The organism is Streptomyces sp. NPDC050287 (assembly GCF_044459385.1).
Lineage (GTDB): Bacteria > Actinomycetota > Actinomycetes > Streptomycetales > Streptomycetaceae > Streptomyces.
In genome coordinates this window covers 547,340-573,798 of sequence record NZ_JBITIY010000005.1, presented here as the reverse complement: position 1 = coordinate 573,798, position 26,459 = coordinate 547,340, and the positions used below count along the sequence as shown (strand labels likewise).

Annotated in this window: 22 protein-coding genes and 1 pseudogene; 9 read left to right on the top strand and 14 right to left on the bottom strand. The window is 70.9% G+C overall.

The features are described 5' to 3' along the window. Positions 1 to 9: 9 nt before the first annotated feature. Entirely contained in the window at positions 10 to 891 is an 882-nt protein-coding gene (locus ACIBK3_RS21210) for an SIS domain-containing protein (RefSeq protein ID WP_399367506.1), read from the bottom strand. Between the two features lie 143 nt (positions 892 to 1,034). Between ACIBK3_RS21210 and ACIBK3_RS21205 the strand changes: the two genes are divergently transcribed. Together ACIBK3_RS21205 and ACIBK3_RS21200 are read left to right on the top strand one after the other, a co-directional pair. Then, the gene (locus tag ACIBK3_RS21205) at positions 1,035 to 1,814 is read left to right on the top strand and encodes a DeoR/GlpR family DNA-binding transcription regulator (RefSeq protein WP_399367504.1); all 780 of its coding nucleotides are present in this window, start codon (positions 1,035 to 1,037) and stop codon (positions 1,812 to 1,814) included. A gap of 79 nt (positions 1,815 to 1,893) precedes the next feature. Beyond that, a complete protein-coding gene (locus ACIBK3_RS21200) occupies positions 1,894 to 3,729 on the top strand; it encodes a glycoside hydrolase family 15 protein (RefSeq protein ID WP_399367503.1) in 1,836 nt (611 codons plus the stop codon). A gap of 140 nt (positions 3,730 to 3,869) precedes the next feature. Here the strand turns inward: ACIBK3_RS21200 and ACIBK3_RS21195 are convergent, their stop codons facing one another. The 9 genes from ACIBK3_RS21195 to ACIBK3_RS21155 form a co-directional block, all read right to left on the bottom strand. Then, the gene (locus ACIBK3_RS21195) at positions 3,870 to 4,322 is read right to left on the bottom strand and encodes a phospholipase (protein ID WP_399367501.1); all 453 of its coding nucleotides are present in this window, start codon (positions 4,320 to 4,322) and stop codon (positions 3,870 to 3,872) included. Positions 4,323 to 4,520: 198 nt separating this feature from the next. Further along, a complete protein-coding gene (locus ACIBK3_RS21190) occupies positions 4,521 to 5,105 on the bottom strand; it encodes a hypothetical protein (protein ID WP_399367499.1) in 585 nt (194 codons plus the stop codon). A 6-nt stretch (positions 5,106 to 5,111) separates the two neighbouring features. After that, positions 5,112 to 5,978: a carbohydrate ABC transporter permease gene (locus ACIBK3_RS21185; RefSeq protein WP_399367497.1), complete on the bottom strand. Its 867-nt coding sequence runs from the start codon at positions 5,976 to 5,978 to the stop codon at positions 5,112 to 5,114. Further along, on the bottom strand, positions 5,975 to 6,919 hold the full coding sequence (locus tag ACIBK3_RS21180) for a carbohydrate ABC transporter permease (protein WP_399367495.1): 945 nt from the start codon (positions 6,917 to 6,919) through the stop codon (positions 5,975 to 5,977). The genes ACIBK3_RS21185 and ACIBK3_RS21180 overlap by 4 nt, the downstream gene beginning before the upstream one ends. Beyond that, a complete protein-coding gene (locus ACIBK3_RS21175) occupies positions 6,916 to 8,199 on the bottom strand; it encodes an ABC transporter substrate-binding protein (RefSeq protein ID WP_399367493.1) in 1,284 nt (427 codons plus the stop codon). The genes ACIBK3_RS21180 and ACIBK3_RS21175 overlap by 4 nt, the downstream gene beginning before the upstream one ends. A gap of 87 nt (positions 8,200 to 8,286) precedes the next feature. Continuing rightward, the gene (locus tag ACIBK3_RS21170) at positions 8,287 to 9,057 is read right to left on the bottom strand and encodes a cupin (RefSeq protein ID WP_399367491.1); all 771 of its coding nucleotides are present in this window, start codon (positions 9,055 to 9,057) and stop codon (positions 8,287 to 8,289) included. Further along, the gene (locus tag ACIBK3_RS21165) at positions 9,051 to 9,977 is read right to left on the bottom strand and encodes a PmoA family protein (protein ID WP_399367489.1); all 927 of its coding nucleotides are present in this window, start codon (positions 9,975 to 9,977) and stop codon (positions 9,051 to 9,053) included. The genes ACIBK3_RS21170 and ACIBK3_RS21165 overlap by 7 nt, the downstream gene beginning before the upstream one ends. Beyond that, on the bottom strand, positions 9,974 to 11,089 hold the full coding sequence (locus ACIBK3_RS21160; RefSeq protein ID WP_399367487.1) for a Gfo/Idh/MocA family protein: 1,116 nt from the start codon (positions 11,087 to 11,089) through the stop codon (positions 9,974 to 9,976). The genes ACIBK3_RS21165 and ACIBK3_RS21160 overlap by 4 nt, the downstream gene beginning before the upstream one ends. Before the next feature lie 209 nt (positions 11,090 to 11,298). Continuing rightward, on the bottom strand, positions 11,299 to 12,081 hold the full coding sequence (locus tag ACIBK3_RS21155) for a class I SAM-dependent methyltransferase (protein ID WP_399367485.1): 783 nt from the start codon (positions 12,079 to 12,081) through the stop codon (positions 11,299 to 11,301). A 170-nt stretch (positions 12,082 to 12,251) separates the two neighbouring features. On the opposite strand from ACIBK3_RS21155, the gene ACIBK3_RS21150 reads away from it, so the two are divergent. Then, a complete protein-coding gene (locus ACIBK3_RS21150; protein WP_399367483.1) occupies positions 12,252 to 13,496 on the top strand; it encodes a sensor histidine kinase in 1,245 nt (414 codons plus the stop codon). Further along, positions 13,493 to 14,140 carry a response regulator gene (locus ACIBK3_RS21145; protein WP_399367481.1) on the top strand — a complete coding sequence of 216 codons (648 nt, stop codon included), beginning with the start codon at positions 13,493 to 13,495 and terminating at the stop codon, positions 14,138 to 14,140. Before ACIBK3_RS21150 ends, ACIBK3_RS21145 begins: the two co-directional genes overlap by 4 nt. 142 nt (positions 14,141 to 14,282) lie before the next feature. Here the strand turns inward: ACIBK3_RS21145 and ACIBK3_RS21140 are convergent. Then, positions 14,283 to 14,427: pseudogene (locus ACIBK3_RS21140) on the bottom strand (transposase); the annotation flags it as partial. 98 nt (positions 14,428 to 14,525) lie between these two features. Beyond that, positions 14,526 to 16,049, bottom strand: coding sequence for a class I adenylate-forming enzyme family protein (locus tag ACIBK3_RS21135; RefSeq protein WP_399367479.1), 1,524 nt, complete (start codon positions 16,047 to 16,049; stop codon positions 14,526 to 14,528). 236 nt (positions 16,050 to 16,285) lie between these two features. Between ACIBK3_RS21135 and ACIBK3_RS21130 the strand changes: the two genes are divergently transcribed. From ACIBK3_RS21130 to ACIBK3_RS21110, 5 genes are read left to right on the top strand one after another with little or no spacing between them, the layout of a single operon-like run. Next, on the top strand, positions 16,286 to 17,911 hold the full coding sequence (locus tag ACIBK3_RS21130; protein ID WP_399367477.1) for an NAD(P)-binding domain-containing protein: 1,626 nt from the start codon (positions 16,286 to 16,288) through the stop codon (positions 17,909 to 17,911). After that, entirely contained in the window at positions 17,908 to 19,029 is a 1,122-nt protein-coding gene (locus ACIBK3_RS21125; protein WP_399367475.1) for an alpha-hydroxy acid oxidase, read from the top strand. Before ACIBK3_RS21130 ends, ACIBK3_RS21125 begins: the two co-directional genes overlap by 4 nt. Continuing rightward, positions 19,023 to 20,483 carry a cytochrome P450 gene (locus ACIBK3_RS21120; RefSeq protein ID WP_399367473.1) on the top strand — a complete coding sequence of 487 codons (1,461 nt, stop codon included), beginning with the start codon at positions 19,023 to 19,025 and terminating at the stop codon, positions 20,481 to 20,483. Before ACIBK3_RS21125 ends, ACIBK3_RS21120 begins: the two co-directional genes overlap by 7 nt. Then, the gene (locus ACIBK3_RS21115; RefSeq protein WP_399367471.1) at positions 20,476 to 20,919 is read left to right on the top strand and encodes a hypothetical protein; all 444 of its coding nucleotides are present in this window, start codon (positions 20,476 to 20,478) and stop codon (positions 20,917 to 20,919) included. Before ACIBK3_RS21120 ends, ACIBK3_RS21115 begins: the two co-directional genes overlap by 8 nt. Before the next feature lie 2 nt (positions 20,920 to 20,921). Further along, positions 20,922 to 22,490: an MFS transporter gene (locus tag ACIBK3_RS21110; protein WP_399367469.1), complete on the top strand. Its 1,569-nt coding sequence runs from the start codon at positions 20,922 to 20,924 to the stop codon at positions 22,488 to 22,490. 187 nt (positions 22,491 to 22,677) lie between these two features. On the opposite strand, the gene ACIBK3_RS21105 is transcribed toward ACIBK3_RS21110, so the two are convergent. After that, positions 22,678 to 23,964: an LCP family protein gene (locus tag ACIBK3_RS21105; RefSeq protein WP_399367819.1), complete on the bottom strand. Its 1,287-nt coding sequence runs from the start codon at positions 23,962 to 23,964 to the stop codon at positions 22,678 to 22,680. 270 nt (positions 23,965 to 24,234) lie between these two features. Then, complete coding sequence (locus ACIBK3_RS21100) at positions 24,235 to 26,244, bottom strand: bifunctional polysaccharide deacetylase/glycosyltransferase family 2 protein (protein ID WP_399367817.1); 2,010 nt, start codon at positions 26,242 to 26,244, stop codon at positions 24,235 to 24,237. Positions 26,245 to 26,459 lie beyond the last annotated feature (215 nt).

Sequence of the window (26,459 nt, the reverse complement as noted above, 5' to 3'; positions counted from 1 at the left end):
CCGTGAGCTTCAGGGGGCGAGGATCACCGAGCGGGCGAGGTGGCGGGGCTGGTCGGGGTCCAGGCCGCGGGCCGCGGCGACCGCGACGGCGAGCCGCTGGACGCGGACCAGTTCGGCGAGCGGGTCCAGGCCGCCCGGCACCCACAACGCGCCTGTCGTACCGACCTGTTCGGCCAGGCCGTCCGGTGCCTCGCCGAGCATCCAGGTGGCGGTGCCGTGGGTGGTGACGCTGATGGGGCCGTGCCGGTACTCCATCGCCGGGTAGGCCTCGGTCCAGGCGAGGGAGGCCTCGCGCATCTTCAGCCCGGCCTCGTTCGCCAGTCCCACGGTCCAGCCGCGGCCCAGGAAGGTGAACTGGCTGCAGTCGACGAGGCCTGGGGGCAGTTCCGCACGGAGCGCGGTGCGGGCGTCGGTCACGACGGCGTCGGTGTGCAGGCCGAGATGGGCGCGCAGCAGGGTCAGGGCGGTGGTGGCGAACCGGGTCTGGACGACGGAGCGTTCGTCCGCGAAGTCGAGGACGACGACCTCCTCGGCGGCCTCCATGACCGGCGTGTGCGGGTCCGCGGTGATCGCGGTCGTGCGGGTGCGTCCCTTCACCTGCCGGAGCAGGTCGAGGACTTCGGTGGTGGTGCCGGAGCGGGTGAGCGCGACGACACGGTCGTACGAGCGGCCGTACGGGAACTCGGACGCGGCGAAGGCGTCCGTCTCGCCCTGCCCGGCGCCTTCGCGCAGTGCGGCGGCGGCCTGTGCCATGAAGTACGAGGTGCCGCATCCCACGATCGCGACCCGTTCGCCCGCCGCCGGCAGCGCCCCGCGGTGCTTGGGGACCTCCACCGCGGCCCGCGTCCAGCACTCGGGCTGGCTGGTCAGCTCGTCCTCGACATGGGTCATGCCGTTCCTTCCCCTGGGGATGTCCGTGATGATTTTTCTTGCAAGATATAGCGAGGTTTCGAGCACAATCAAGCATTCGAAGAAAAACAGGGTGCGCTAGGGTCACCAGGAGAGCGAGAGCGGTCGGGGAACGGAGGCTGCGGATGTCGCGCGACGCCCGCTGGAAGGCGCTGCTGGAGCTGCTCGTCGAGCGCGGCCGGCTGGACGTCGAGGAGGCGGCCGTCGAGCTGGCGGTCTCGTCGGCGACGATCCGCCGGGACTTCGACCAGCTCGCCGAACAGCAGATGCTCGTACGCACGCGGGGCGGCGCGGTCGTGCACGGAGTGTCCTACGAACTGCCACTGCGCTACAAGACGGCCCGGCACGCCTCCGAGAAGCAGCGGATCGCGAAGGCGGTCGCGGATCTGCTGGCGCCGGGCGAGGCGGTGGGGCTGACCGGCGGGACGACCACCACCGAGGTGGCCCGGGCGCTGGCCGTGCGCAGCGATCTGGCGTCCGGTTCGCCGGCGATGACGATCGTCACCAACGCGCTGAACATCGCGAACGAGCTGGCGGTGCGTCCCCAGTTCAAGATCGTGCTGACCGGCGGGGTCGCCCGCCCGCAGTCGTACGAGCTGGTCGGGCCACTCGCTGACGGGGTGCTCGGGCAGATCACCCTCGATGTGGCGGTGCTCGGTGTGGTCGGCTTCGACGTGTTCCACGGGGCCGCCGCCCACGACGAGGCGGAGGCGGCGATCAACCGGCTGCTGTGCGAGCGTGCCGAGCGCGTGATCGTCGCCACCGACTCCAGCAAGCTGGGCCGACGGGCCTTCGCCCGGATCTGTGCGGCCGAAACGGTGGACACGCTGGTCACGGACACGGGGGCCGACGCGCAGACGGTACGACGGTTCGAGGAGGCGGGGGTACGGGTTGTCGCTGTCTAGCGGCGTTACCGACCCCGCGCTGTCCTTCCCCGCCTAAGCTGGCGCTGAGGCCGAGGGGCGCGCCGGCATGGAGGCTGCGATGGACGCACAACCGACCGCACAGCAGGTGTCCGGGGACGCGCGGTATCTGCCGATCGCGGAGCACGGGCTGATCGGCGACCTGCGCAGCGTGGCCCTGGTGGGCACCGACGGCACGATCGACTGGTACTGCTGCCCCGACTTCGACGCCCCGAGCGTCTTCGCCGCCATCCTGGACGCGGACAAGGGCGGCTGCTTCGAACTGGCGGCGACCGTACCGGCCACCACCAAGCAGTTCTACTTCCCCGACACCAACGTGCTGATCACCCGCTTCTACACCGAGGACGGGGTCGGCGAGGTCCAGGACTTCATGCCCGTCGACAGCGGCTCGGTGGAGACCGAACGCCACCGGCTGATCCGGCGGGTGCTGTGCGTGCGGGGCTCCATCCCGTTCCGTACGCGGGTGGCGCCGCGCTTCGACTACGGCGCCGAACCGCACACCGTGCACATGGCCGGTGACGTCACGGTGTTCGAGTCCGCCAAGCTGTCGCTGGGGCTCACCGCCACCGTCCCGCTGGAGGTCGACGGCCTGGACGCGCGCGCCGACTTCAAGCTCTCCCAGGGCGAGTCGGCGGTGTTCGCCCTGGACCGGGTGGGCGGCGAGGTGGCTCCGCGCCGGTGTGCGCGCGTCGAGGCGGAGGAGCAGTTCACCACCACGGTGGACTACTGGCGCAAGTGGCTGTCCGCGTCCAAGTACCGTGGCCGCTGGCGGGAGATGGTGCACCGCTCGGCACTCACTTTGAAGCTGCTGACCTACGCGCCGACCGGCGCGATCGTGGCGGCCCCGACGACGAGCCTGCCGGAGCAGCTCGGCGGGGAGCGCAACTGGGACTACCGGTACGTGTGGGTGCGGGACGCCGCGTTCTGTGTGTACGCGCTGCTGCGGCTGGGCTTCACCGGCGAGGCCGAGGCGTTCATGAACTTCCTGACCGAGCACATCAGTCCGGGCGACGGCAAACCCTCGGGCCCGCTGCAGATCATGTACGGCATCGACGGCCGCACCGATCTGACGGAGCGTGAACTCGGCCATCTGGAGGGGCACCGGTCCTCCGCGCCGGTCCGGATCGGCAACGGGGCCGCCGAGCAGCTCCAACTGGACATCTACGGGGCGCTGATCGACTCGATCTACCTCTACGACAAATGGGCCAAGCCGATCTCCAGCGACCAGTGGGACGATGTGTCCGCGCTGGTGGACTGGGTGTGCGAGAACTGGGACCAGCCCGACGAGGGCGTCTGGGAGACCCGCGGCGGCCGCAAGAACTTCCTGTACTCACGGCTGATGTGCTGGGTGGCGATCGAGCGGGGCATCCGAATGGCCAACCGGCGCGGCCTGCCCGCCGACCTGGCCCGCTGGCAGACGTGCCGGGACGCCATCTACCGGCGCATCCACAGCAAGGGCTGGTCGGAGAGCCGCCAGGCGTTCGTGCAGCACGAGGACGGTGACGTGCTCGACGCGGCGGTGCTGATGATGCCGCTGACGAAGTTCATCGCGCCCACTGACCCGAAGTGGCTGTCCACGCTGGACGCCCTCACCGAGGACCTGGTGTCGGACTCGCTGGTCTACCGCTACGACCCGCTGGCGAGCCCCGACGGACTGCGCGGCGACGAGGGCACGTTCTCCATCTGCTCGTTCTGGTACGTCGAGGCCATGGTCCATGCCGGGCGGATCGACGAGGCACGGCTGGCCTTCGAGAAGATGCTCACCTACGCCAACCATCTGGGCCTGTACGCCGAGGAGATCAGCCACACCGGTGAGCAACAGGGCAACTTCCCGCAGGCGTTCACGCATCTCGCCCTGATCAGCGCCGCCTTCAACCTGGACCGGGCACTGGGCTGACCGGCCGCCGAGGCCATGGCGCGGGACGGCGGCCGGTCGGCGCCGTATGCAGGAAACGGGCGAACCTGCGCCTCGTGCGCGGTGCCGGCCCGCGGGCTGGACCGTCCGACCGGAGGATGCCCCCCCGGCCGGACATGGCGTCAGCCGAAGGCCTTCACGGCCTGGTAGTACGTCCACGCCGTGCTGTTGCAGGCGGTCTTCGTGCCGCCCGTGTACGCGGCGCACACCCGCTTGAGGTCTTCGTAGAAGGCGCTGTCGAGACGTGACTTGTTGGCGCTGAAGGTGCCCGCGGTCTTGTAGTTGCGGTAGCCGAAGTCGTGCCGGGCGCAGGACATCCGGAAGGGAAAGCCGAACGGGTTGTCCGGCGAGGAGGAGCAGTAGTCGGTGGTCCAGTCGAACGCGTAGGCGCTCCAGGCGGCCTGGTTCGCGCGGGCGGCGGCCCAGGTGTTGTAGCTGGACGCGCCGGTCTGGGTCCAGCTCGCGAGGATCTGCGGCTTGTCGGCGGGAGCGGCGTCGGCGGCGGCCGCCGTGCCGACGACGGTGACGAGGGCCAGGGTCGAGGCGGCCAGTCCGGTGGCGAGTCTGCGGTGCATCCCACACCTCCATGAGACCGCGGCCCGCCTGTCGGGCCGCAGGTTCATGACAAGATGATTGACAACGCGATGACACCTTCACACCTCATGCACCCTAATGGCCCGTTAACTCTCGGACAGAAGAGCAGAGGAGAGGGTGAACCGGACGGAAACCAGCTGGAAGTGAACCGGACGGAACCAGCTGGTACTGACCTGGTGTCAGGACCTCCGCACGTCGATCGCGGCCAGCGCCATCGCCAGTGGGCCGGGAGCCAGGAACGCGAGCGGCACCAGCATCCACGCGCACAGCGCCGCCGTCGCCACCGCCAGCAGCACCAGACCGGAACCGCCGATGTCCCGTACGGCGTCCCGCGCCGCCTCGCGCACGGCGGCCGGCCAGTCGCTGAGCGACTCGGGGCGGGCACAGGCCCTCAGGCCCACCACCAGGGCGCCCACGCCGATCGCGGCTGCCACCACGGCGAACAGCGGTGCCCCCGGCAGCCCGGCCCCGGCCAGCGCCAGGTCCGCGACCAGCAGCAGCGCCCCCGCCAAGGCGACCAGCCCGGCCGCCACGTCACCGGCCCGCAGCCGGCGCCGTAGGACAGCGAAGTACCGTCCCGCGGTGGCGGGTTGTCCCTCCCCCGCGCCCCGCAGCACCGCGCACGCGGTGGACAGCGCGGCCGGGACCGTCACCACGGGCAGGCACATCACCGCCGTGACGACGCCGACGCTCAGCACGTCGGCGAACAGGGTCATCCGCGGCCCGAAGACCTCGCCCGGCTCACGCGTCTGCATCCCACTCATCCCCGTTCACCCCTTGAGTCCGGAGCTGGCCATGCCCTCCACCAGGAACCGCTGGAAGGCGAGGAAGAACAGCACGATCGGCAGCAGCGCGATCACCGACATCGCGAACATCGGGCCGAACGACGACTGACTGGAGGCGTCCACGAACGACCTGAGGGCGAGCGTGAGCGTGAACTTGTCCGGGTCGAAGAGGTAGATGAGCTGGGTGAAGAAGTCGTTCCAGGTCCAGATGAAGGTGAAGATCGCCGTGGTGATGAGCGCGGGCCGGGTGAGCGGCAGGATCACCAGGAAGAAGCTCCGGAAGGGGCCGCACCCGTCGATGCGGGCCGCCTCCTCCAGTTCACGCGGCAGACCGCGCATGAACTGCACGATGAGGAAGACGAAGAACGCCTCCGTGGCGAGGAACTTCGGAAGGATGAGGGGCCAGTAGGTGTTCACCAGGCCGAGCTGGTTGAAGATGATGTACTGCGGGATCAGGACCGCGTGGTGCGGCAGCATGATCGTGGCGATCATGAAGGCGAACAGCGGGCCGCGCAGGCGGAACCTGAGGCGGGCGAAGGCGTAGGCGGCGAGCGAGCAGCTGATCACGTTGCCGAGGACCGCGCCGCCCGCGATCAGCAGCGAGTTGGACAGCAGCCGCCAGACGGAGAGGTCGTTCACGCCGTCGAAGGCGGTCGTGTAGTTCGACCACTCCAGGTGGCTGGGCAGCAGGTTGAGGCTGGCGATGACCTCGTCGGCGGGCTTGAGCGAGGTGGCGAGCAGCCAGGCCAGCGGGTAGAGCATGACCAGCAGGGCGGCCAGGCAGCCGAGGTGGAGCGCGAGCCGGCCCCAGCGAACGGGCTTGCCGGCGGTGGTGGTTGACACGGTGGTCATCGGTCCCCCTCGGACGCGTAGAAGACCCAGGAGCGCGAGGTGCGGAACAGCACCGCGGTGACGGCGCCGATGGCGAGCAGCAGCACCCAGGCCATGGCGGAGGCGTAGCCCATGTGGGAGGCGACGAAGCCGCGGTCGTAGAGGTAGAGGGTGTAGAAGAGGGTCGAGTCGGCGGGGCCGCCCTTGCCGGCGCTGACGGCGAAGGCGGGCGTGAACACCTGGAAGGCCTGGATGGTCTGCAGCACCAGGTTGAAGAACAGCACCGGGGACAGCATCGGCACGGTCACGGACACGAACTGCCGCCACTTTCCTGCCCCGTCGACGGCGGCCGCCTCGTACAGCTCGGCGGGTATCTGCTGCAGGCCCGCGAGGAAGATGACCATCGGCGCACCGAACTGCCACACCGTCAGCAGTGCCACCGCCAGCAGCGCCCAGCCGGGCTTGTTGACCCAGCCGCCGGTGCCGAGGAGGTTGTCCACCGTGCCGCCGTCGTTGAAGATCGCCCGCCACACGAGGGCGACCGACATGGAGGCGCCGAGCAGTGAGGGGGCGTAGAACGCGGACCGGTAGAAGGCCTTGCCGCGCTTCATCGACTTCAGGGCGAGCGCAACGACGAGGGCGAGCGCCAGTTGGAGGGGGACGGCGATGACGACGTACGTCAGGGTCGTCAGGACCGAGCGCCAGTAGCGCGGGTCCTCGGTGAACATCTGCGTGTAGTTGCGCAGGCCGATCCAGTGGGGTGGGTCGAAGAGGTTGTAGTCGGTGAAGGACAGATACAGGGACACGGCCATCGGGAGCAGAGTCAGGACGCTCGCGCCGAGGACCCACGGGGACAGGAACACCCATGCGGCACCCTCCCGTTCCCGCTTGGGGCGGCGCTTCGGGGCGGCGTCGGGCCGCTTCGGCCGTGCGGTGGGTGCGGGGACGTCGGTGGTGGTCATGACCTCAGCTCCGCCTTCGCCTCGGTGACGTAGTTCTCGGCCGCCTCGCGGGGCGACATGCGCTCGTACGACACCTGGTCGTAGTCGCGTTGGAAGGTGGTCTGCAGGGCGTTGTCCCCGGAGGGCGGGGCCTGCGGCGGATCCTTGAGGGTGCCTTCGAGGGACGACTGGAAGTCGGCGACCGTCTTGTCGAAGTCCTTGAGCTGGGAGGCGGTCCGTTCCCGGATGGTCTCGTTGACGGGGATGCCGCGGGTGGCGCCGAGGATCTTCGCCGCGTCCTGGTCGTTGAGGAGGAAGTCGACGAGCTCGGCCGACTCCTTCGGATGGCCGGTGTGGGCGGAGACGCCGAGGAACATGGACGGCTTGAAGTACTGGCCGGGTGTGCCGTCCTCGCCGGACGGCATGGGCGCGAGGGCGACCCCGTCCGGGATGAGGGCGAGGTAACCGCTGGCAGGGGCATCCCAGTTGAAGTCGCTGACGGCCTTGCCGCGGCCGAGCGGGGTGTTCTCGACGGAGCCGTCGAGCTGGGTGGTCTGCTCGGCGGGCGATACCGCGCCCTCGCGGCGCAGCTTGTCGGCGAAGGTCCACCACTGGGTCAGATCATCGGCGGTGAAGCCGAGTCCGCCGTCCTTCGTGTAGAGGGCCTTGCCCCGGCCGCGCAGCCAGACCTCGAAGGCGTCCTCGCTCTGGCCCGGGTCGGTGGCGCCGGGTTTGCCGGTCTTCTTCGCCAACTCGCGCACGGCGCCGGCCCAGTCGCTCCATGTCCAGCCCTGGCGCGGCAGCGGGACGCCCGACGCCTTCCAGGTCTTGACGTCGTAGACGACGGTCTCGGTGCCGCGGCCCTGCGGGATCGCGTACTGGGTACCGTCCACCCGGCCGGTGGCCAGCAGGCCGGGGTCGATCTCGGCGGTGTGCAGGACGGCCTTCTGTTTCGCCAGGTCGAGCAGGACGCCGCCGGAGGCGTACTGGTCGATCTGGCGGTAGTCGAGCTGCATCACATCGGGTGCGTCACCGCCGGTGGCCTGGACGGCGAGCTTCTGCTTGTAGGCGTCGTACCCCGAGAACGACGTCTGCACCTGCACGTTCGGATGGCGTTTCTCGAACAGGGCGACGGCCTGCTCGGTGCGTTCCGCGCGGTCGGGGTTGCCCCACCACGTGTAGCGCAGCACGGCCTTGCCGCCGCCGACCGACTCCCCGGATCCCCCGCACCCGGCCAGCACCGCGCAGAGCGCGAGTGCGGCGGCCGATGCGCAGAACCCCTTTGTCCTGTGTCCGGGCATGCCGAGGTCACCTCTTTCCTTCCTCGGACCTTCTTCACGGCCCCCCTGAGCCCACTTGCTCCCCCTTGCTGCCCCTTGCTGCCCCTGCTACTCGCCCTGGTACGGCAGCGTCGTCCCGGGCAGGTTGTACTCGTCCCGGCGGCCGCACATCCCGAAGCCGCCGAGCCGGGTGGGTGCGGCCTCGTAGGCGGTGGCCTCGTCGAGATACGCCGGTGCGCCGTCCGCCAGCGCGTCGAGCTGGGCGCCGGTGCGTTCGGCGGTGGCCAGCGCACCGGCCCGCCACAGCTCGCGCCAGGCGGGCACCTTGGCGCGCACCAGCCGGGCGGCGGCGCGCTGGAATGCGACGTACGGGCCGTTGTCGCCGCCGACCAGGGCCTCGCGCAGAACGAGGTAGCCCTCGACGGCGAGGTCGCGGCGGCGCCGGGCTGCCGCCGCCGTCTCCTGTCCCGTGCCGGGCGGGAGGGTCGCCGCCGCCGCGTACCTCTCGGGGTCGGCCAGCACCTCGGGCGGGAACGTGAAGACGGCGTCCCCGGCCTCGGGCAGCCCGCTGTTCTGCATCAGCACGGTGATCCGCAGATCGCCGCCCTGCACCATGCGGTGCACGGTGCCCGGCGTGAACCAGGCGACCGAGCCCGCCTGAAGGGGGATGTCCCGGTAGCCGTCGGGGCTGAGCGTCTGCACCGCGCCCCGGCCGCCGGTGACGACGTACGCCTCCGTGCACACCAGATGCAGATGGGGGCTGCCTCCGCAGACTCCGTCGGCGGCCTCCCAGTCGTAGGCGCTGAGGTGGGACAGTCCGACCGCGCCGGGCAGGGGGTGCGGAAGGGCCGGCTTCACGGGGGTGGGATCGTTCACCACGGCAGCCCCTCCAGGTACGCGCCGACGCGGTCGCCGTCCCAGGCGCCGTCCGCGACGACGACCCGGTAGCGGTAGGCGAAGGACTCGCCGGGCGGCAGCTCGAACTCCTCGAAGAACGCCCAGGAGAACGCGACCGTCGGGAACGGCTCGGAGCGCACGAACCAGTGCGACTCGTGCACGGCGCAGTGGTGGTCGAGATTCTCGGGGGCGTGCGCGAAGACCAGGGTGGAGTGCCCGTCGACGCCGTCGTGCTCCGTGGTGAAGGCGATCCACGGGCCCTGGGAGCCCATCAGCTTGTCCGCGTCAGCGTCGGTGCCCGGGGCGAAGACCGTGCCGCCGGTGAAGTCGCGCGGACCGCGCCACTGCAGACCGGTGTAGCCGGCCATCTCGCGCCCCGCGGTGGTGGGCGAGCCGAAGACGAGCGGCTCGTCGCGGAGATTGGTCAGCCGGATCGACCAGTCCAGCGCCCAGGCGCCGGTCTCCTCGTCGACCGAGTGGACCGTCAGACCGCGCTCCTCACGCGCCCACTCGGCGCCGCCGTTCTCCACCCAGGTCAGCTCCTCGGTGAAGGCGAGCCGGTCCTCGTCGACCGTGAACGCGGGGAACCCGTCGTGCCGCATCGAGCCGACCCGCTCGGGCAGCGGCAGATAGCCCTGGCCGTGGACGTAGGAGTTGCCGCCCCAGAAGTTCTGGCCGGACAGATGGCTCGCGGTCATCTGCAGGCCCTTGTGCCAGCGGTGGTCGTTGGGCCGGTAGCCGGTGACCGTGCGTCCGGCGAGGGTGCGCACCGGGTGGGCGTAGGGCTTGCTCGCCTCGAAGGGGTCGGGGTCGGGGCGGTAGACGTAGCGGAGGATCTCGGTGCCGTCCGCGGCCTCGACCGCGATGTGCTCGCCGTGGACGTGGCTGACGCGGATGCTCATGCGCGCTCCTTGGGGGCCCAGTGGGGGTGGTCTCCGTGCATGGCCGGGTAGAAGGGGTCGCCGGGGCCGATCTCGCCCGCGTGCACCGGGTCGCCCGTGAACGCCGCCTTGTAGAGGGCGGCGGCGAACTCGAGGGTGGCGCGGGCCTCGGTGCCGCTGGTGGGCGGCCTGACACCGTTGTCGTACGCGTCGAGGAGCGCGCCGAGCTGCGCGGTGTGGGAACTGGGCACGTCCGCGGCGGGGGTGCGCCAGGCCTCGGCGCGCTCGGAGGGGACGTGCGGGGCCGGGGTGTAGACCCAGTCCTCGTTGCGGTGGCCGTAGAGGTGGGTGAGCTCGACGGTCGCGTCGGCGCAGTCGATGCGGATGCGGCTGACCTCGTCCGGGGAGAGCACGCTGTTGACGACGGTGGCCAGGGCGCCGTTCTCGAACCGGACCAGGGCCGTCGAGACGTCCTCGCTCTCGGTGTCGTGGACCAGGCGCGCGGCCATCGCCCGGATCTCCGTCCAGGGGCCGAGCAGGTGCAGCAGCAGGTCGTACTGGTGGATGCCGTGGCCCATGGTCGGGCCGCCGCCCTCGGTGGACCACTTTCCGCGCCACGGTACGGCGTAGTAGGCGGCGTCGCGGTGCCAGGTGGTCTGGCAGTGCGCGACCCTGGGGGCGCCCAGCTCACCGCTCGTGATCAGCTCGCGGGCGTGGACGGCGCCGGATCCGTAGCGGTGCTGGAAGACGACCGAGGCGTACGCCCCCGAGGCCTCCTCGGCCGCCGCGATCTCGTCGTACTCGGCGAGCGACAGGGTCAGCGGCTTCTCGCACAGCACCCAGGCGCCGGCCTTCAGGGCCGCCACCGTCTGCTCGCGGTGCAGGGAGGGCGGGGTGCCGATGAGGACCAGGTCAGGGCGCACGGCGTCCAGCATCGCGGCCATCGAGGTGTATCCGGCGACCTCGCCGCCCGCGAGTTCCCGGAACCGGTCGAGGCGGTCCTGGTCCACGTCGACGGCGGCGACCAGTTCCGTACGGTCCACGTGGGCTCTGAGCGCGGGCAGGTGGCTGCCGCTGACGATCGCACCGGTGCCGACCACGGCGACGCGGCGGCGGGTTGGGAGCGGGGACATGCGGTACTCCTCGACAACGTGCGGGCACACGCAGAAAGCGCTTGCTCCGAGCGAGCCTAGGGGCCGAGGAATGTCCGGACAACCCCCCTGCAGTGATGTTGGACAGGTGTGGCCCTACGGGGGTGCTCCGGGGGTGGTGGATCACCGCGTGGCAGGAGAGTGGATCACGGGCTTCGTGGCAGAAGGGCGGGTCGCGGGCCCGGGCCTGATCAGGTCGCGTCCCCGTGGGTGACGCGGATCTTGGACTGGCCGTGGGGCAGTTGCTCCCAGTCGTCCATGAAGCGGGCCCTGAGGCCGTATCGCTCGGCCAGGGCGACGAGCGTCTCGGTGCGGTAGTAGAAGTCCTCCCGCAGCACATGGTGCTCCTCGCCCTCGGTGCGGTCGAAGGTGAAGTCGAACCAGCCGCCCGGAGCGAGTACCCGTCCGACGTGGGCGAGGCACTCCTCGATGACCGGGAGCGGCGAGTGCGAGAAGACGCTGTGCGCGTGGACGACGTCGAAATGGGCGTCGGGCAGGAACCGCAGGGTCAGGTCGCGGACAGGGGTCAGTGTGGGCAGTCGCTGCTGGAGACCCATCTGCACGATGGTGTCCTGCGCGGCGACCAGGATGTCGGGTGAGATGTCGATGCCGTGGTAGTGCCCGGTCTCCAGGTGCCGGATGAACCGCCAGCCACCGCGCAGGTTGCCGCAGCCGATCTCCAGCATGCGGTGTTCAGGACGCAGGCCGTGGCCGAGGAGGTAGTCGAACTGCATCGCGCCGAGTGCCAGCCACCGCTCCCGGTTTCGGCTGCCGACCGCCGCGTCCGGGTCGGAGCGGGTGTCGGAGCGCATCACCGCCCGGTAGTAGGAGACGTGGTCGGCGTGGCGGTGGCGCAGCCACATGTCCCGGGTGGCGCGGGCCAGATGGCGGGGCACCCGGTCGGGGTGGCGCAGGGCGTAGCCGATGCGGTGGCCGAGACCGGCGCGGTTGACAGTGAGGTTCTTGCCGGGCATGTGGTTGTCCCCTTGAGATTCCTGAGTGGTGTGGGCCGTGCCACCAGCCTCGGTGCGGGGACGGGGTGTCCGGCTCGGTCAACGGGCTCAAGCCGGCGGGCGGTTCGCAGGTCCCCCATGTCAGCCGATCGGTTGATGCGATCCGGCGTCCGCCGCGTTAGACACGGAGGATGCACCACACCGATCCCGACGAGCGCTGGCTGACCACGACCGTGGACGTCGCGTTCTTCCTGCTGCTCGGCTCCTCGTTGGTCCGTTTCCTGACCCGTGACCAGGGCGGGGCGCGCACCGGGTGGGTGGTGACGCTGTTCGCGGTCTTCTGTCTGATCTACGTTTTCGGACGCTTCCTGGCGCCCGCCCCCGGCCCCGGCTCACCTCCGACCACCCGTCATCTGGCCTGGCTGGGTTCGGTGTCCGCCGTGTGGGTCGTCCTCCTGGTGATCGCGCCGAGCGCCACCTGGTGCGCGATGCCGCTGCTGTTCGCCGGGCTGCACGCGCTGCCGCCCCGGCTGGCGGTGCCGCTCGCGGCTCTGCTCACCACCCTGGTCGTCGTCTCCGAGGTGCGGGCGGCGGACGGCTCGCTCAACCCGAACATGGTGGTGGCCCCGCCGGCCGTCGCCGCGGTCGCCACCGCCGTACTGGTCCATCTGCGGCGCCAAGGGGCCCGGCAGCGCGTCCTGATCGAGGATCTGGTCCGCACCCGCCACGACCTGGCCGTCACCGAGCGGCGGGCCGGTGTCCTCGCGGAACGCCAGCGGCTGGCCACGGAGATCCACGACACCGTCGCCCAGGGCCTGTCCAGCCAGCGGATGCTGCTCCAGGCCGCCGAGCGGGTCTGGCGAACCGATCCGGACACGGCCCACGCCCACCTGCGGGACGCGGCCCGGATCACCTCCCGCAACCTCGCGGAGGCCCGCCGGTTCGTGCACGACCTGGCACCGGCCGATCTCGCCGAGCACACTCTGCCGGGCGCGCTGGCCGCCCTCGCCGAACGGGAGAGCGGTCCCGGTCTCACCGTGGAGTTCCGGCGCGACGGCGACCCGGGCCGGCTGCCGGAACGGGTCGAGGCGGCCCTCCTGCGCATCGCCCAGGGAGCGCTGGCCAATGTCCGCGAACACGCGGCGGCGACCCGGGCCGCGGTGACCCTGACCTGCCTGGACGACCAGGTCTTTCTGGACATCGCCGACAACGGCCGCGGCTTCGATGGGAACGTCCCGAGCACCGCGGCCGTCCCGGGTGCGGACCGGGAGCGGGGGCACGGGCTGCCGGCCATGCGGATCCGGGCCCGGCAGGCGGGCGGCACGCTCACCGTGGAGTCCGCGCCTGGCGAGGGCACGGTCGTCTCGGCCGCCGTCCCCCTGACACCCTTGGCAGGCCCGCACCCCGCCGCCTCCTCGAAGGAGCCCGTTTCGTGAGTACGCCGGTGTCCGCGCCCCCTGTCCGGCTGCTGCTGTGCGACGACCACGCCGTCGTACGCGCCGGACTGCGCGCCCTGCTGTCCAGCGCCGAGGGCATCGACGTGGTCGGTGAGGCCGCCACCGGTGAGGAAGCGCTCGCGATGGCCGCCCGGCTGCACCCGGATGTCGTCCTGATGGACCTCCAGCTGGACGGCGGCATGGACGGTGTGACGGCCACCCGGCGCCTGACCGAGGACGGCCCGGCCGGTCCGCGGGTCCTGGTGCTCACCATGTTCGACACCGACGCCGACGTCACCCGTGCCATCGAGGCCGGCGCCACCGGCTACCTCCTCAAGGCCGAACAGCCCGAGGAACTGTTCACGGCCATCCGCAACGCCGCCGCCGGCCGCAGCGCACTGTCCGCCCCCGTCGCCGACCGGCTCCTGATCCGGCTGCGCAGCCCGCACCCCGCCCTGTCCCCGCGCGAGCAGGAGATCCTCCAACAGCTCGCCCGAGGCCTCGGCAACCGGGAGATCGCCCGGGCCCTGTTCATCAGCGAGGCGACCGTCAAGACCCATCTCGGCCGCATCTACGGCAAGTTGGGGGTGGAAACCCGGGCCGGAGCGGTGGCGGTCGCCAAGGAGAAGCGGTTGCTGCACTGACAACTCCGGGCGGGCGCGTGCCGTCGTCCCTGAGACGTTGGGGTACCGGCCACAGGGACACGAGACGTTGACACCTCGCGCCATCCGCGCCACCGTGATGGACCCCGCTCCCCTGCTCGGCGGTGACTTGCCCTCGCAGACCAACGCCGGCGTTCCTCCGGACCCGGAAGCGGCCGTAGACCGTCGCCCAGGGGCCGAACTCACGCGGTATCTTTCGCCACTGAATGCTGGTGCGGAACCGCCAACCCCCCGAACTGCTCCCGCAGCCGCTCGGACCGACCTGATGGCCCGGCGCCTCACCGGCGAAACGACCGCCTTCTCACACGGCCGACATCACGGGACCACACACAATTTCCACGACGAGACATCGAGAGGAAACGGTCTCTCAGGGGGTTTCGAGCAGCGCACGCAGGGCGGCCTTGTCCGGCTTGCCGCTGGGTGCGACGGGAACCTCGGTGATGGTGATGACACGGACCGGGACGCTGGCCTCGCCCAGTTCCCGGGCCACCAGCTTGACCAGTGCGTCTGCCTCCGGCGCGCCTCCGGGCTGCGGAACCACGAAAGCGTGGATGGCCTCACCGGTCCGGTCGTCCGGAACCCCGACGACATACGCCTGGTCGACGTCGGGGTGGGAGGCGAGGACGCGCTCGATGGGGCCCGCGTAGTGAAGGATGGCGTTGACGATGACGATGTCGCGTGTGCGTCCGGTCAGACGCAGGTACCCACGTGCGTCGAGCCGGCCGAGGTCCCGGGTGCGGACCCAGCCGTCCCGCAGAACCTCCGCGCTCTCCCGCCGGTCCTCCCAGTAACCGCAGAACGCGTCCGCCATCCGCACCCACACCTCGCCCGTCCGGTCCACGGGCAGGTCCCGGCCGTCCTGGTCGCGCACGGTCATATCGACGGTGTCGAGAGCGCGTCCGACACTGTCGGCGAGGCCGGGGTCGGCAACAAGCTCCTCGGGTTCGAGGACGGTGAGCATGCCCGTCTCCGTCTGGCCGTAGGCATGGTGGACCACGGGCCCGAGCAACTGGGCCGCCTCGGTCAGCCGGTGCGGGGCAAGGGGGGAACCGGCCACGACGAGGGCGCGCAGACTGCTCGTGTCCACGGTCCGGTCGCGCACCGCGTCGAGGATGCCGTACAGGCGCGGCACCGTCGTCATGCAGGCGGTGATGCGCCGGTCGGCGAACACGTCGGGGAAGTCCAGGGGCTGTTCCGGTATGACGGCGGTGCCCCCGCCCAGCAGCGACAGGCCCAGGTGCTCGAACATGACGGCGCTGGTGAGCGTGCCGAAGAGCAGGAAGCGTGCGTACCGCGCCGCGAGGCGTCGGGTGCGGTCGGTCCAGCGGGCGGGCTGCAGACTCCAGCCCTCGGACAGGGCGCCGTAGGTCACCATCGTGCCCTTGGGCCGGCCGGTGCTCCCGCTGGTGAGGTGGATGACGCCGATGCCGTTCCGGTCACCTCGCGGCGTGAGGTCGTCGGGGACGGGCGCGAAGCCCTCCGGTGGCCGGAGCGCGCCGCCGGTCTCCAGCAGTGGTATGCCGCCCGCCTCGGCGGCCAGTTCGGGCCGGCTCGCGGCGTCGTCCGTCACCACGGCGTCGACGTCGCGGGCGAGGATGTCACGGAGGTGTTCGCGGGTCAGCCCGGGGCGCAGCCCGACCACCTGACAGCCGACGACATGGGCGGCGACACGCACCGCGAACGCCTCCGGTGTGACACCGGTGTCCAGGGCCACGCGGGCTCCGGCGGTCAGGCCCGCACCCCGCAGTCCCCGCACGAACCCGGCGATCAGGACGAGCACCTCTCCCCTGGTGACCGCGCGTCCCCGGTACTCGAAAGCGGGCAGATCGGAGGCGGCGCGGAACGCGTCGACGAACGCTTGCGGAAAGACTTCCCCGGACTTGTCGTCCACTTCGTCTCCACTCTGGGCCGGAAACAACCGACGTAAAGCCGGTGTGGATGGCTGGAATTCGACCATGCCGAACGGCGGATGGGTGCACTCGGCCGCCAATGACGTCTCACGTTAACCGACAGGGCAAATACACCACCCCGAGAGGTGTGTGACCTACATCACATGGAAGCGGGGTGGCTCTGTGCTTTAACAGGCAAGTACCGTTTTCCCGCCCTCACGGAAGGCAGGACGACCTCATGTCTGATTTAGGACAGGTTGACTATCTCGTCATCGGCGGTGGCCCTGCGGGCCTGCAAGTCGGGTACTTCCTGGAGAAAAACGGCAGGGATTACCTCATCGTGGAGGAGAGCAACGCGCCGGGAGCTTTCTTCACCCGTTTTCCCCGACATCGGACACTTATCTCGTCCAACAAGGTGCACACCGGCTGGAGCGATCCGGAAATGCGCCTGCGTGTCGACTGGAACTCCCTCCTCTCGGACGAGGGCCCGCTCTTCACCACCTACTCCCCGCGGTACTTCCCCCCGGCTGACGACTTCGTCCGCTACCTGGCGGACTTCGCGCGGACGCAGAGACTGCACATCCGCTTCAACACCCGTGTCACCCGCATCACCCGGCCCCGAGGCGGCCCGTTCACGGCGACGGATCAGCACGGCAACGTTCTCCGGGCCCGGCGGGTCATCGTCGCCACGGGCGTCTCGCGGCCGTATGTACCGCCCATCGAGGGCGCCGAGGAAGCCGAACGCTACGACACGGTGACCGTCGACCCTGCCGACTTCACCGACCAGCGCGTACTCGTCATCGGGCGCGGTAATTCCGCCTTCGAAACCGCCGACAATCTCATCGAGACCGCCGCTGTCATCCACGTTGCCGGACCTGGCTCGCTCAAACTGGCCTGGCGGACACATTTCGTCGGACATTTGCGGGCCGTCAACAACAATTTCCTGGACACTTATCAGCTCAAGTCCCAGAACGCCGTACTGGACGGCGACATCCTGCGGATAGCACGGAAACCCGATGGCACCTATCTCGTGAGCGTGAAGTTCTCGCGCGTCGCGGAAGTGGTGAAGGACATCCCGTACGACCGGGTCATTCTGGCCACCGGATTCCGTTTTGATGCCTCCATATTCGACGACGACTGCCGTCCCGATCTCGTCATCAAGGACCGCTTTCCGCAGCTCACCCATGCGTGGGAATCCGTGAACGTGCCCGATCTTTATTTCGCCGGCACCATCACCCAGTCTCTCGACTTCAAGAAGTCCACCAGTGGTTTCATCCACGGTTTCCGGTACGGGGCGAAGGCGCTGAGCCGCATACTCGAACGCCGTTACCACGACCGGGAATGGCCGCACACCGTCCTGCCCGCCGCCGCGGGCCCCGTGAGCGACGCGGTCGTCACGCGGGTCAACCGCACCTCGGCCCTGTGGCAGCTGTTCGGGTTCCTCGGCGACGCGGTGCTGGTCGGCACCGACGGTGAGGTGCGCTACTACGACGAGGTTCCGGTGGCGTACCTGCACGAGGCCGCCGCCCGGGGCGAGTTCGGGGACCTGGCCTCCTATTTCACCGTCACGCTCGAGTACGGCGCCGACCACGACCAGGTCGACCCCTTCGACGTCACCGTCAGCAGGACGCCCCAGCAGGACACCGGCGGCCTCGACGCGCGCTATCTCCACCCCGCGGTACGGCAGTTCCTGCCGGACGGCACCGGCAAGCCCGTCGCCGAGCACCACATCACGGAGAACCTGGAGAACGAGTGGGACAACCCGGACGTTCACGTCGGCCCGCTGCGCTCCTTCCTCGGCTCCCGGCTGTCCGTCGGGGACGATCTCTCGGCGGGCGGGAAACTCGCCGTGCCCCAGGCATGACCGGACCGGGGACCGGCCGTCCGCACGATCCGGCCGAACTGGCACGCCTGGCCCGCAAAGAACTGAGTCCGGAGCACTACGACTTCTTCGCCGGCGGCGCGGGCGAGGAGACGGCGCTCAGGGAGAACGAGGACGCCTTCGGCCGGCTGGCCCTGCTCCCCCGGGTGCTGCGCGGCGGCGCCGATCGCGACACCCGGGTGGGCGTGCTGGGCCGGGAGTGGCCGGCGCCGCTCTTCGTCTCGCCGACCGCCTTCCACCGTCTGGCCCATCCCGACGGCGAACTGGCCACCGCGCGCGCCGCCGCCGCGACCGGCATCCCGTTGGTGACCAGCATGGCCGCCACCACCGCCGCCGCGGACGTCGTCGCCGCGGCCCGCGCGACAGACCAGGAGGCCGTGGTCTGGTTCCAGCTGTATCTGCAACCGGAGCACGAGGTCACCGCCGCACTCGTTCACCGGGCCGAGCGGGCGGGCTGTTCCGCGCTCGTCGTCACCGTCGACTCTCCTGTCTTCGGCACCCGCCACCGGGACCTGCGCAACGGCTTCCACGACCTGCCGCCCGGTCTCGCGGCCGAGAACATGCGGGACCTGCCCGGTGCCGCGGCCGGCAGCACGCGTGACATCGCCATGTGGCCGGCCGGCTGGGACGACCTGTGGCGGCTGCGCGAGCTGACCGACCTGCCGCTCGTCCTCAAGGGCGTGCTGCATCCCGAGGACGCGCGGGTGGCCGTCGAGCAGGGCGTGGACGCGCTGCTCGTGTCCAACCACGGGGGACGGCAGCTCGATGCCGCTCCGGCGTCGGTCGAGGCGCTCCCGGCCGTTGCCGAGGCCGTCGCCGGACGCGTGCCGGTCCTCATGGACGGCGGGGTGCGCAGGGGCACCGACATCGCCCTGGCCCTGGCCCTCGGAGCACGGGCCGTCGGTGTGGGGCGCCCCGTGCTGTGGGCCCTGGCGGCGGGCGGCGAGGACGGTGTGCGCGAGGTGCTGACGGCACTGCGCGAGGACTTCGGCCGGGTGCTCGCCCTCTGCGGCGGACACCGGCCCCGGGACCTCACGGCCGACCAGGTGGTCGCGCGCGGGTTCCCGCGCCGTCCGGGGACGGGAGAGCGGACATGGTGAGCCGGAAGAGGGCAGCGGCGCTGGCCGCGGGCGGCGCGCTGCTGCTGTCCTCCCCAGCCTGGCTGCCCGGACGGGTCGTCGCCCTGCGGATGAGGATCTTCGCCCGCGTCAACGGCCCCGAGGGCATGCGCTTCCCCAACGCCGTCTTCGGCCCCGACCGCTTCCAGGAGATCTACGGCCATGCCGCCGCCGGGGGCCGCAGCAAGGGCGCGGCGCTGTCCGACCTGTTCTGGTACTGGCTCGCGCCTGGCGCCGACGTCCACCAGGAGCACCTGGAGGCCGGCGCCCGCTACGACGAGGTGGCCCGGCGGACGCTCGCCATCCTCTCCGGCCCGTCCGCCGAACTGTACGCCGCCGCGGCACGGACCACCCGGCGCGTTCTGGAGACAGCGCATACGGGTCGCGTCCGGTCCGTGCGGCTGCGCGACCTGATGATGCCGGTATGGGCCGAGTTCTTCTACGAGCTGGTGTTCCAGGAGCCCTGTCCGGCCGAGGCCCGGCGGCTGATCGTCGCCAACGCCGAGGACGTGGTCAACGCGCTCAAGTGCACCCGGCTGCGCCGCATGCGCCGCAGGAACCGGCTGACCCGCTATCTGCTGCGCCGACTGGCCGCCGGTGACGTACCGCACGAACTGCCCGCCGGGCTCTCCCCCCGCCAGCAGGCGTTCTACCTCCAGGGCACCTTCTTCAACACCGCGGTCGTCCAGATGTCGGAGGCGATGGCCCATCTCCTGCTCGTCCTCGCCCAGCACCCGGAGGTACAGGAGAAGGCGGTGGCCACACCCGACGACGACCGTTATCTGTCGTACGTCATGAACGAGACGTTCCGGCTGTTCCCGCTGTTCGGGGTGGCCCATCGCATCACCACCGCGGACATCACCCTCGACGGTCTGCCCACCATCCCGGCGGGCTCCGTCCTCACCTTCAGCTATCCCGACTACCAGGCCACCGGCTACGCCGATCCCGAGCGCTTCGACCCCGGACGCTGGGCTTCCCTCTCCGTCAAGAACGCCCGCCACATCCCCTTCGGCGTCGCCACCAACCGGCCCTGTCCCGCCTGGCGCCTCGCACCGGTCGTCATGCGTGCCGCGACCCGCGAGGTGCTGGCCCGGTACGTGCTCGACTCGCCTGTCAGCCACACCCGCTCCATCCCGCACCGCGCTCCCTGTCTGCTCCTGCCCCGGGACCGGCCGGTCGCGGAAGGAACGAGGCGCGTCCTGCGCACCGCACTGACTGTCCGCGATCGGGCCGAGGATGTCGGACGCAGTCTGCTGCAACTGGTGCTCGGGACCTGGATGGTGCTGGACGCCCGCCGCACCAGGCCCGCCGCGACGTACTTCGCCCGGCATGACACCGAGGGCCGCCCGCTGGCCGCCGACCACGGCGCGCCGGGCGCCGGGGCGGGACGGGACCAGGCTGCGGCCACCTGCCCGTACCCGGGCCGGAGTGTCTGACGGCGGCGTTCATCCCGCGTTCGTCGTGCCGGTCTGCCTCAAACTCGGCCTGGACGGTTTCAGCACCTGCGCGCCGATCGCCATGGGCATCGCCGCCGGCCTGAGGCTCGTTGCCGCCCCGCCCAGGCGTCGACGCCACGTCCAGACGCTCGACGGCTGCATCGCCATGACCTGCTCGAACGTGTTCGTGGTGGTCATCATCGCCTCACTCACCGGTAACCGGCCGCTGGAGCAGGTGGCGATCTGGACCCTGTTGCCGATGTTCGTCCTGTCCTTCTTCGACAGCTTCTACGCCCGGCACCTCGTCGTCGCCCCCGACGACGCGCGCTGCCCCGACGTACTCGGCCTCAAGGACCGCCCGTCGGCCGAGCCGCATGCCACCGCCTTCGTCCGCGTCCCTGAAGACACCGACGCCCGGCCTTCCCCGAGGAGTTGACCTTGTCTGCGCCACCAATGCCGCTGATACCCCGGCCGTTACTGTTCTGGACGGGTGTCGCCCTCACCTGCGCCGGCGTCGTCGAGCACCTGTGGATGTTCATCGACTCCGCTTCCATGAGCTTCCACATGTCCATGATGGGCATGTCGTCGGTGATGTGGGTGGCCATGGTCGCCATCGTGGTGGGCGTGGTGCTCTCCGGCTTCGCGGTCGTGCAGCCGCAGAAAGCCGGTCCCAGTGCCGCCGCCACTCCGGCCCGCACCGCGACGGCGAGCCGGCGTCGCCTCATCGCCATCCTGAGCTTCGCCCTCCTGGTGGATCAGATGAAGCCGGCCTCCCTGGCCTTCATCACGCCTGGCTTGCGGGCCGAGTACCACCTCAGCGCCGCCGACGCCTCGTGGCTGCCCACGGTGGCGCTGACCGGCACCGTGCTCGGATCGCTCGTCTGGGGACGCGCGGCGGACCGTATCGGCCGCCGGGCCACCATCCTCATCGCCTCCCTGCTCTTCCTCGGCACCACGGTGTGCGGCGCCATGCCGACCTTCGGGGGCACCCTCGTCATGTGTGCCCTCATGGGGATGGCGGCGGGAGGCATGCTGCCTGTCGTCTACGCCCTGATGACCGAGAGCATGCCGCCCGGCCGCCGCGCGGCCATCATGGTCCTGCAGGCCGGGCTCACCGCCACCGGCGGCTACATGGCAGCCGCCGGACTGGCCGCCGTTCTCATTCCGCTGGCCGGCTGGCGCGTGATGTGGTTCGCCCAGCTCCCACTGGTCCTGATCCTGATCGCGCTCAACCGCTGGATTCCCGAATCGGCCGCCTTCACAGCCAGCCAGACACGAACGAGGCAGGTCCCCGCCTCTGCCCTGTTCAGACGCCCGCAGACGGCCAAAACGCTGGTGGTCAGCGCCTACGCACTGGCCTGGGGCCTGGTCTACTGGGGCTTCATCACCTTCCTGCCCAGCCAGCTGGAGTCCTCCGGCCGGCACGGCATGCCCGCCGCCACTTTGCTGTTCATCTCGTCGCTGCTCGCCATCCCCACCTGCGCGGTCGGCGCGTGGCTCTACATGCGCTGGTCGGCGAGGGGCACCATGGTCGTCTACGCGACCCTCACCGTCGCGGCCCTCCTGACGCTGGCAGCCGTCGGCCTGGACGGCAGCAGTCCCGTCCTGCTGGCCACGGTGATGCTGCTGTTCGCCGGTACCGCGGGTGTCATCGCGCTCATCGGCCCCTACACGGCCGAGATCTACCCCATGGCCATCCGGGGCACCGCCGGCGGATGGGCGGCAGCCGTCGGCAAGTCCGGCGGAGCCTTCGGCCCGCCCCTGATCGCCCTGGTCCTCTCGGCACCGGGAGGCATCCGCACCGCCGCGATGTTCGTCGCGCTCCCCATGGCCCTGGCAGGACTCGCCGTCGCTGTCCGCGGGAGCAACCCGCAGGCCGCCGCCCGGACTCCAGAGGGCACCGCGCCACTGGTCGCCGAACCCGACGACTTGGTCGGCAGCGAGGCTGTTGCCGCCCAGACCACGGCGACAACGCACCTGCCCGGCAGGGGAGGTACGGCGGCATGACCGGCGGCGTCAACGATCTGGCACTCGCCGTCTTGACCCTCTTCTTCCTGCTCGTCACCATGCCGGACAAGGACTACGGCACCCACAAAAACCCCCTGCGATCAAGGCCTGGCCGGCCAAACACCCGCGGGCGCATCCCTTGCCCGCTTCCGCCGACGGATCCCTGGCGCAGGACACTGGAACAGGATCAGTTCTGGCGCGGGACAGTCACCGGACGGTCCTGCTGGAGCTCTTGGAACAGTTTCCGGGCGCGGGCCGTGTCCCACTGCACGGCGCTGCCCTTGGACGTGGTGAGGTTCGGGTTGGAGACGGGCACGTTGAGCTGCCTGCCGCCGCCGGTGACGCCTCGCATCGCCTGGAACAGGGACATGAGCTGCGGCAGTCCGGTGTCCTTGTCCACGACGAGCGTGTCGAGGCCCGCGGAGACCGCCGGGACGGACTTGGCCGGATCGAGGAGGGTGCCGGGCCTCGCCGCCTTGGCGGCGAGGGCGGTCAGGAACTTCTGCTGGTTGCGGGTGCGGCCCAGGTCACCCTGGGCCTCCTGCTTGCGCTGCCGGACGAACGCGAGCGCCTCGGCGCCGTCGAGGGTCTGGCAGCCCCGGGGCAGGTTCGCCCCCGACGCCTTGTCCTTGATGGGACGGTCGAGGCACAGGTCCACGCCGCCGACCGCGTCCACCAAGCCGACGAACCCCGCGAAGCCGATCTCGGCGTAGTGGTCGACGCGAAGTCCGGTGTTGCGCTCGACGGTGCGGACGAGGAGTTCGGGGCCGCCCAGGGAGAAGGCCGCGTTCAGCTTGTTCGGGGCGGCACGGTAGTTCCTGCCGGTGCCGGGATCGACGTACGGCGGGAGGGTCACCCACGAGTCGCGCGGCAGGCTCAGCATCGTGGTGCCGCCGGCACCGGTGTGCAGCAGGATCATGGAGTCCGTACGGCGGCCCTCGGCCGAGCCGGTGTTCAGGTCCTTCCTGTCCTGCGAGGACAGCCCGTCGCGGCTGTCGGAGCCCACGACGAGGTAGTTGGTGCCCTTGCCGGTGGCCGCTCGGTCGGTGAGCGCGCCCAGGTCCACCTGCTGGTCGAGCCGGGTGTCGGCCCACACGTACGTTCCGGCGCAGGTGACCAGCAGCCCGCTCAGCAGGAGGACCGCCGCCCGTACGGCCCGGCGGCGCCGGGAGGGGCGCGCACGCGGAACTCTGCTGCCGCGCTCGGGGCGGCCTGCCTCGCCGGTGCGGCCGGGCGGGGCCGGTGAGGGCATGCCGGGCAGCGGTGCCGTCCGCGTCGACGGCGGCGGCGCGTAGGGCACCGCCCGGCCGGTGCCGGCGTGTGCCGGGCGGGTCTGACCGGCGGGTACCGGACCGGTCGTGCCGGCATGCGACGGGCCGGACGTAACGACGCGCGCCGGACCGGGCCTGTGCGGCGGGCCGGTCGCGCCGGCCCGCGGCGGGCCGGACATGTCGGCTCGCGCCGGATCAGTCATGCCGGTCCGCACCGGATCGGGCGTGCCGTCATGCGGCGAACCGGTCATACCGGCGTGCGTCGGATCGGACACGCCGTCACGCCAGGGATCCGTCGCGCCGGCCCGCACCGGGCCGGCCGTGCCGTCGTGCCAGGGACCGGTCGTACCGGCGAGCGACAAGCCGGTCATGCCGGCGTGCTCGATGTCGGGCGTGCCGTCGTGCGGGGCGGTGCCCGTCGGGTGGTCGGTCCAGTCGTCCATCGGCCTGTTCAGCCCCTCGGAGCGTCGGGATCATCTCGTCGGCACGCTCTTGTACGGGGCGGGACCACCGATCTGTTCAGCCGCGGTGCCGGAGCGCTTCATGCGCTGCCACCTCAGCCGGCTGCCCAGCAGCAGGGCGACAACTGACTGGATGACGACCAGGTACATCAGCTGCCGGTAGACGAAGATCTGCAGCGGCATCGACCACAGGGTCCGCCGTCGCTCGCCGTCCAGCCGCAACGCGTATCCGGCGCTGACCAGTTGGACGGCGAGGAAGGCGAACCAGACGCCGGCCGACTGCCACGGGTCGAGGAACAGCACGCCGTACAGGGCGTAGACGTCGATGACCGGCGCCAGCAGCGGGAGGACGACCTGGAAGAGCGCGAGGTAGGTCAGTCCGCGGCGGCCGAAGCGCCCGGCCGTACCGACGCCCAGGACGGCCCCTCGGTGTTTGCCCATGGCCTGGATGGTGCCGTAGCACCAGCGGTAGCGCTGTCGCCACAACTGTCGCAGCGAGGTGGGCACTTCGGTCCAGGCGACGGCGGACTCCTCGTAGAGCACCCGCCAGCCGGCCCGCCACAGGGCCATCGTGAGGTCGGTGTCCTCGGCGAGGGTGTCGTCGCTGATCCCGCCGACGCCGAGCAGCGCGTCGCGGCGGAAGGCGCCGATGGCGCCGGGGACGGTCGTCATGCACTCCAGGACCTCGAACATCCGCCGGTCGAGGTTGAAGCCGAAGCAGTACTCCAGGTGCTGCCACTTCGCGAGCAGACCGCGCCGGTTGCCGACCTTGGTGTTGCCGCTGACCGCGCCGACGGCCGGATGCGCCAGTGGCTGGATCAGCCGGTGCACGGCGTCCGGTTCGAAGACGGTGTCGGCGTCGACCATGACGATGATGGCGTTCCGGGCCTGTGCCAGACCGGTGTTGAGGGCGGCGGCCTTGCCCGCGTTGGGCTGGCGGATGACCTCCACGCGCGGGTCGTCGATCGCGGCGGCGATCTCGGCCGTACGGTCCGTCGAGCCGTCGTCGATCACGATGATCTGCAGGTCGCGGTGGGTGGACTCCAGCAGCGAGTACACCGTGGAGGCGATGCCGGCCTCCTCGTTGTACGCCGGGACGAGCACCGTCACCGGTTCCGTCACCTCCCGCATCCAGGGTGCGCCGGGCCTAAAGCGTTCCAGACGTCGGACATGGGCGCGGGCGAAGAAGGCGAGCCCGGCCAGGCGCAGGACGCCGAGGGCGCCGGCGATCCCGAGGACCCAGGTCATGGCGTGCGAGAAGGCGCGTCCGAGGGCGGTGCCCCAGATCAGGGCGGTGCCCTGCCAGCGGGCGGCGGCCCCGGCCGGCGTGTACGGGGTGAGGCCGAGCCCGTCGGACACGGTGGTGAAGCGGTCGACGCCGCGGTCGCCGAGGAGCTTGCGGGTCTCCTGGTAGGCGGTCTCGGTCTGGCTGAACTGCCGGACCAGTCCCTGCGCCGGTTTGCGGGCGGCCTTGTCGGCGGTGACCAGGACATAGCCGCGGGCGGTGGCCTGTCGCGCCGCTTGCCACTCCCGCCCGCACAGCGTGTCCGGCGAGGTGGTGCGCGGCATCCGCAGCAGCGAGGTGTGCAGGTTCACGGTCCCCGCCAACGCGGCCTGGGTAAGGTCGAGTTCGGCGGCGAAGCGGGCGGGCGAGGCCTCGCCGAGGACGGCACCGGTGTACGTGTTCGAGCCGATCTCGTGGCCCTCGGCGCGGATCCGCCGGACCAGGTCGGGGTGGCGGGCGGCCTGGGCGCCGTAGAGGAAGAAGGTGGCGTGCGCGCGGCGGCCGCGCAGCAGGTCGAGCAAGCGCGGGGTCCACACCGGGTCGGGGCCGCCGTCGAAGGTGAGCGCGACGGTGCGGGCGGGCATGGCGGCGGTCTGGATCCGGTTGCGGTTGATGCCGATCACCGGGCCGTTCCCGGCGGCCACCGCGTCCGGGGCGGGTGAGGTGCAGGGGGAGCGGGTCTTCGCGGCGTCGACCTCGTGGTTGCTCCAGCCTTCGAACAGCAGCGCCGCGAACATGGCGGGGAGGACGAGGATCAGTAAGAGCCAGTGCCCGCGCGGGTCGCGGGACTGCTTGTGGCGGCCCCTCACGGCACATCGTCCCCCGTCCCGGGAGAGGCCCCGCGGGGAGCTCCGGCGGCACACGGCAGAGGCACGTTTCTTCTCCCGCCGTGGGCGCCTGAGCGCGGGCGGAGGGAGGACGGCTTCTTCCACTGCCGGATGGGGCTTGTGTG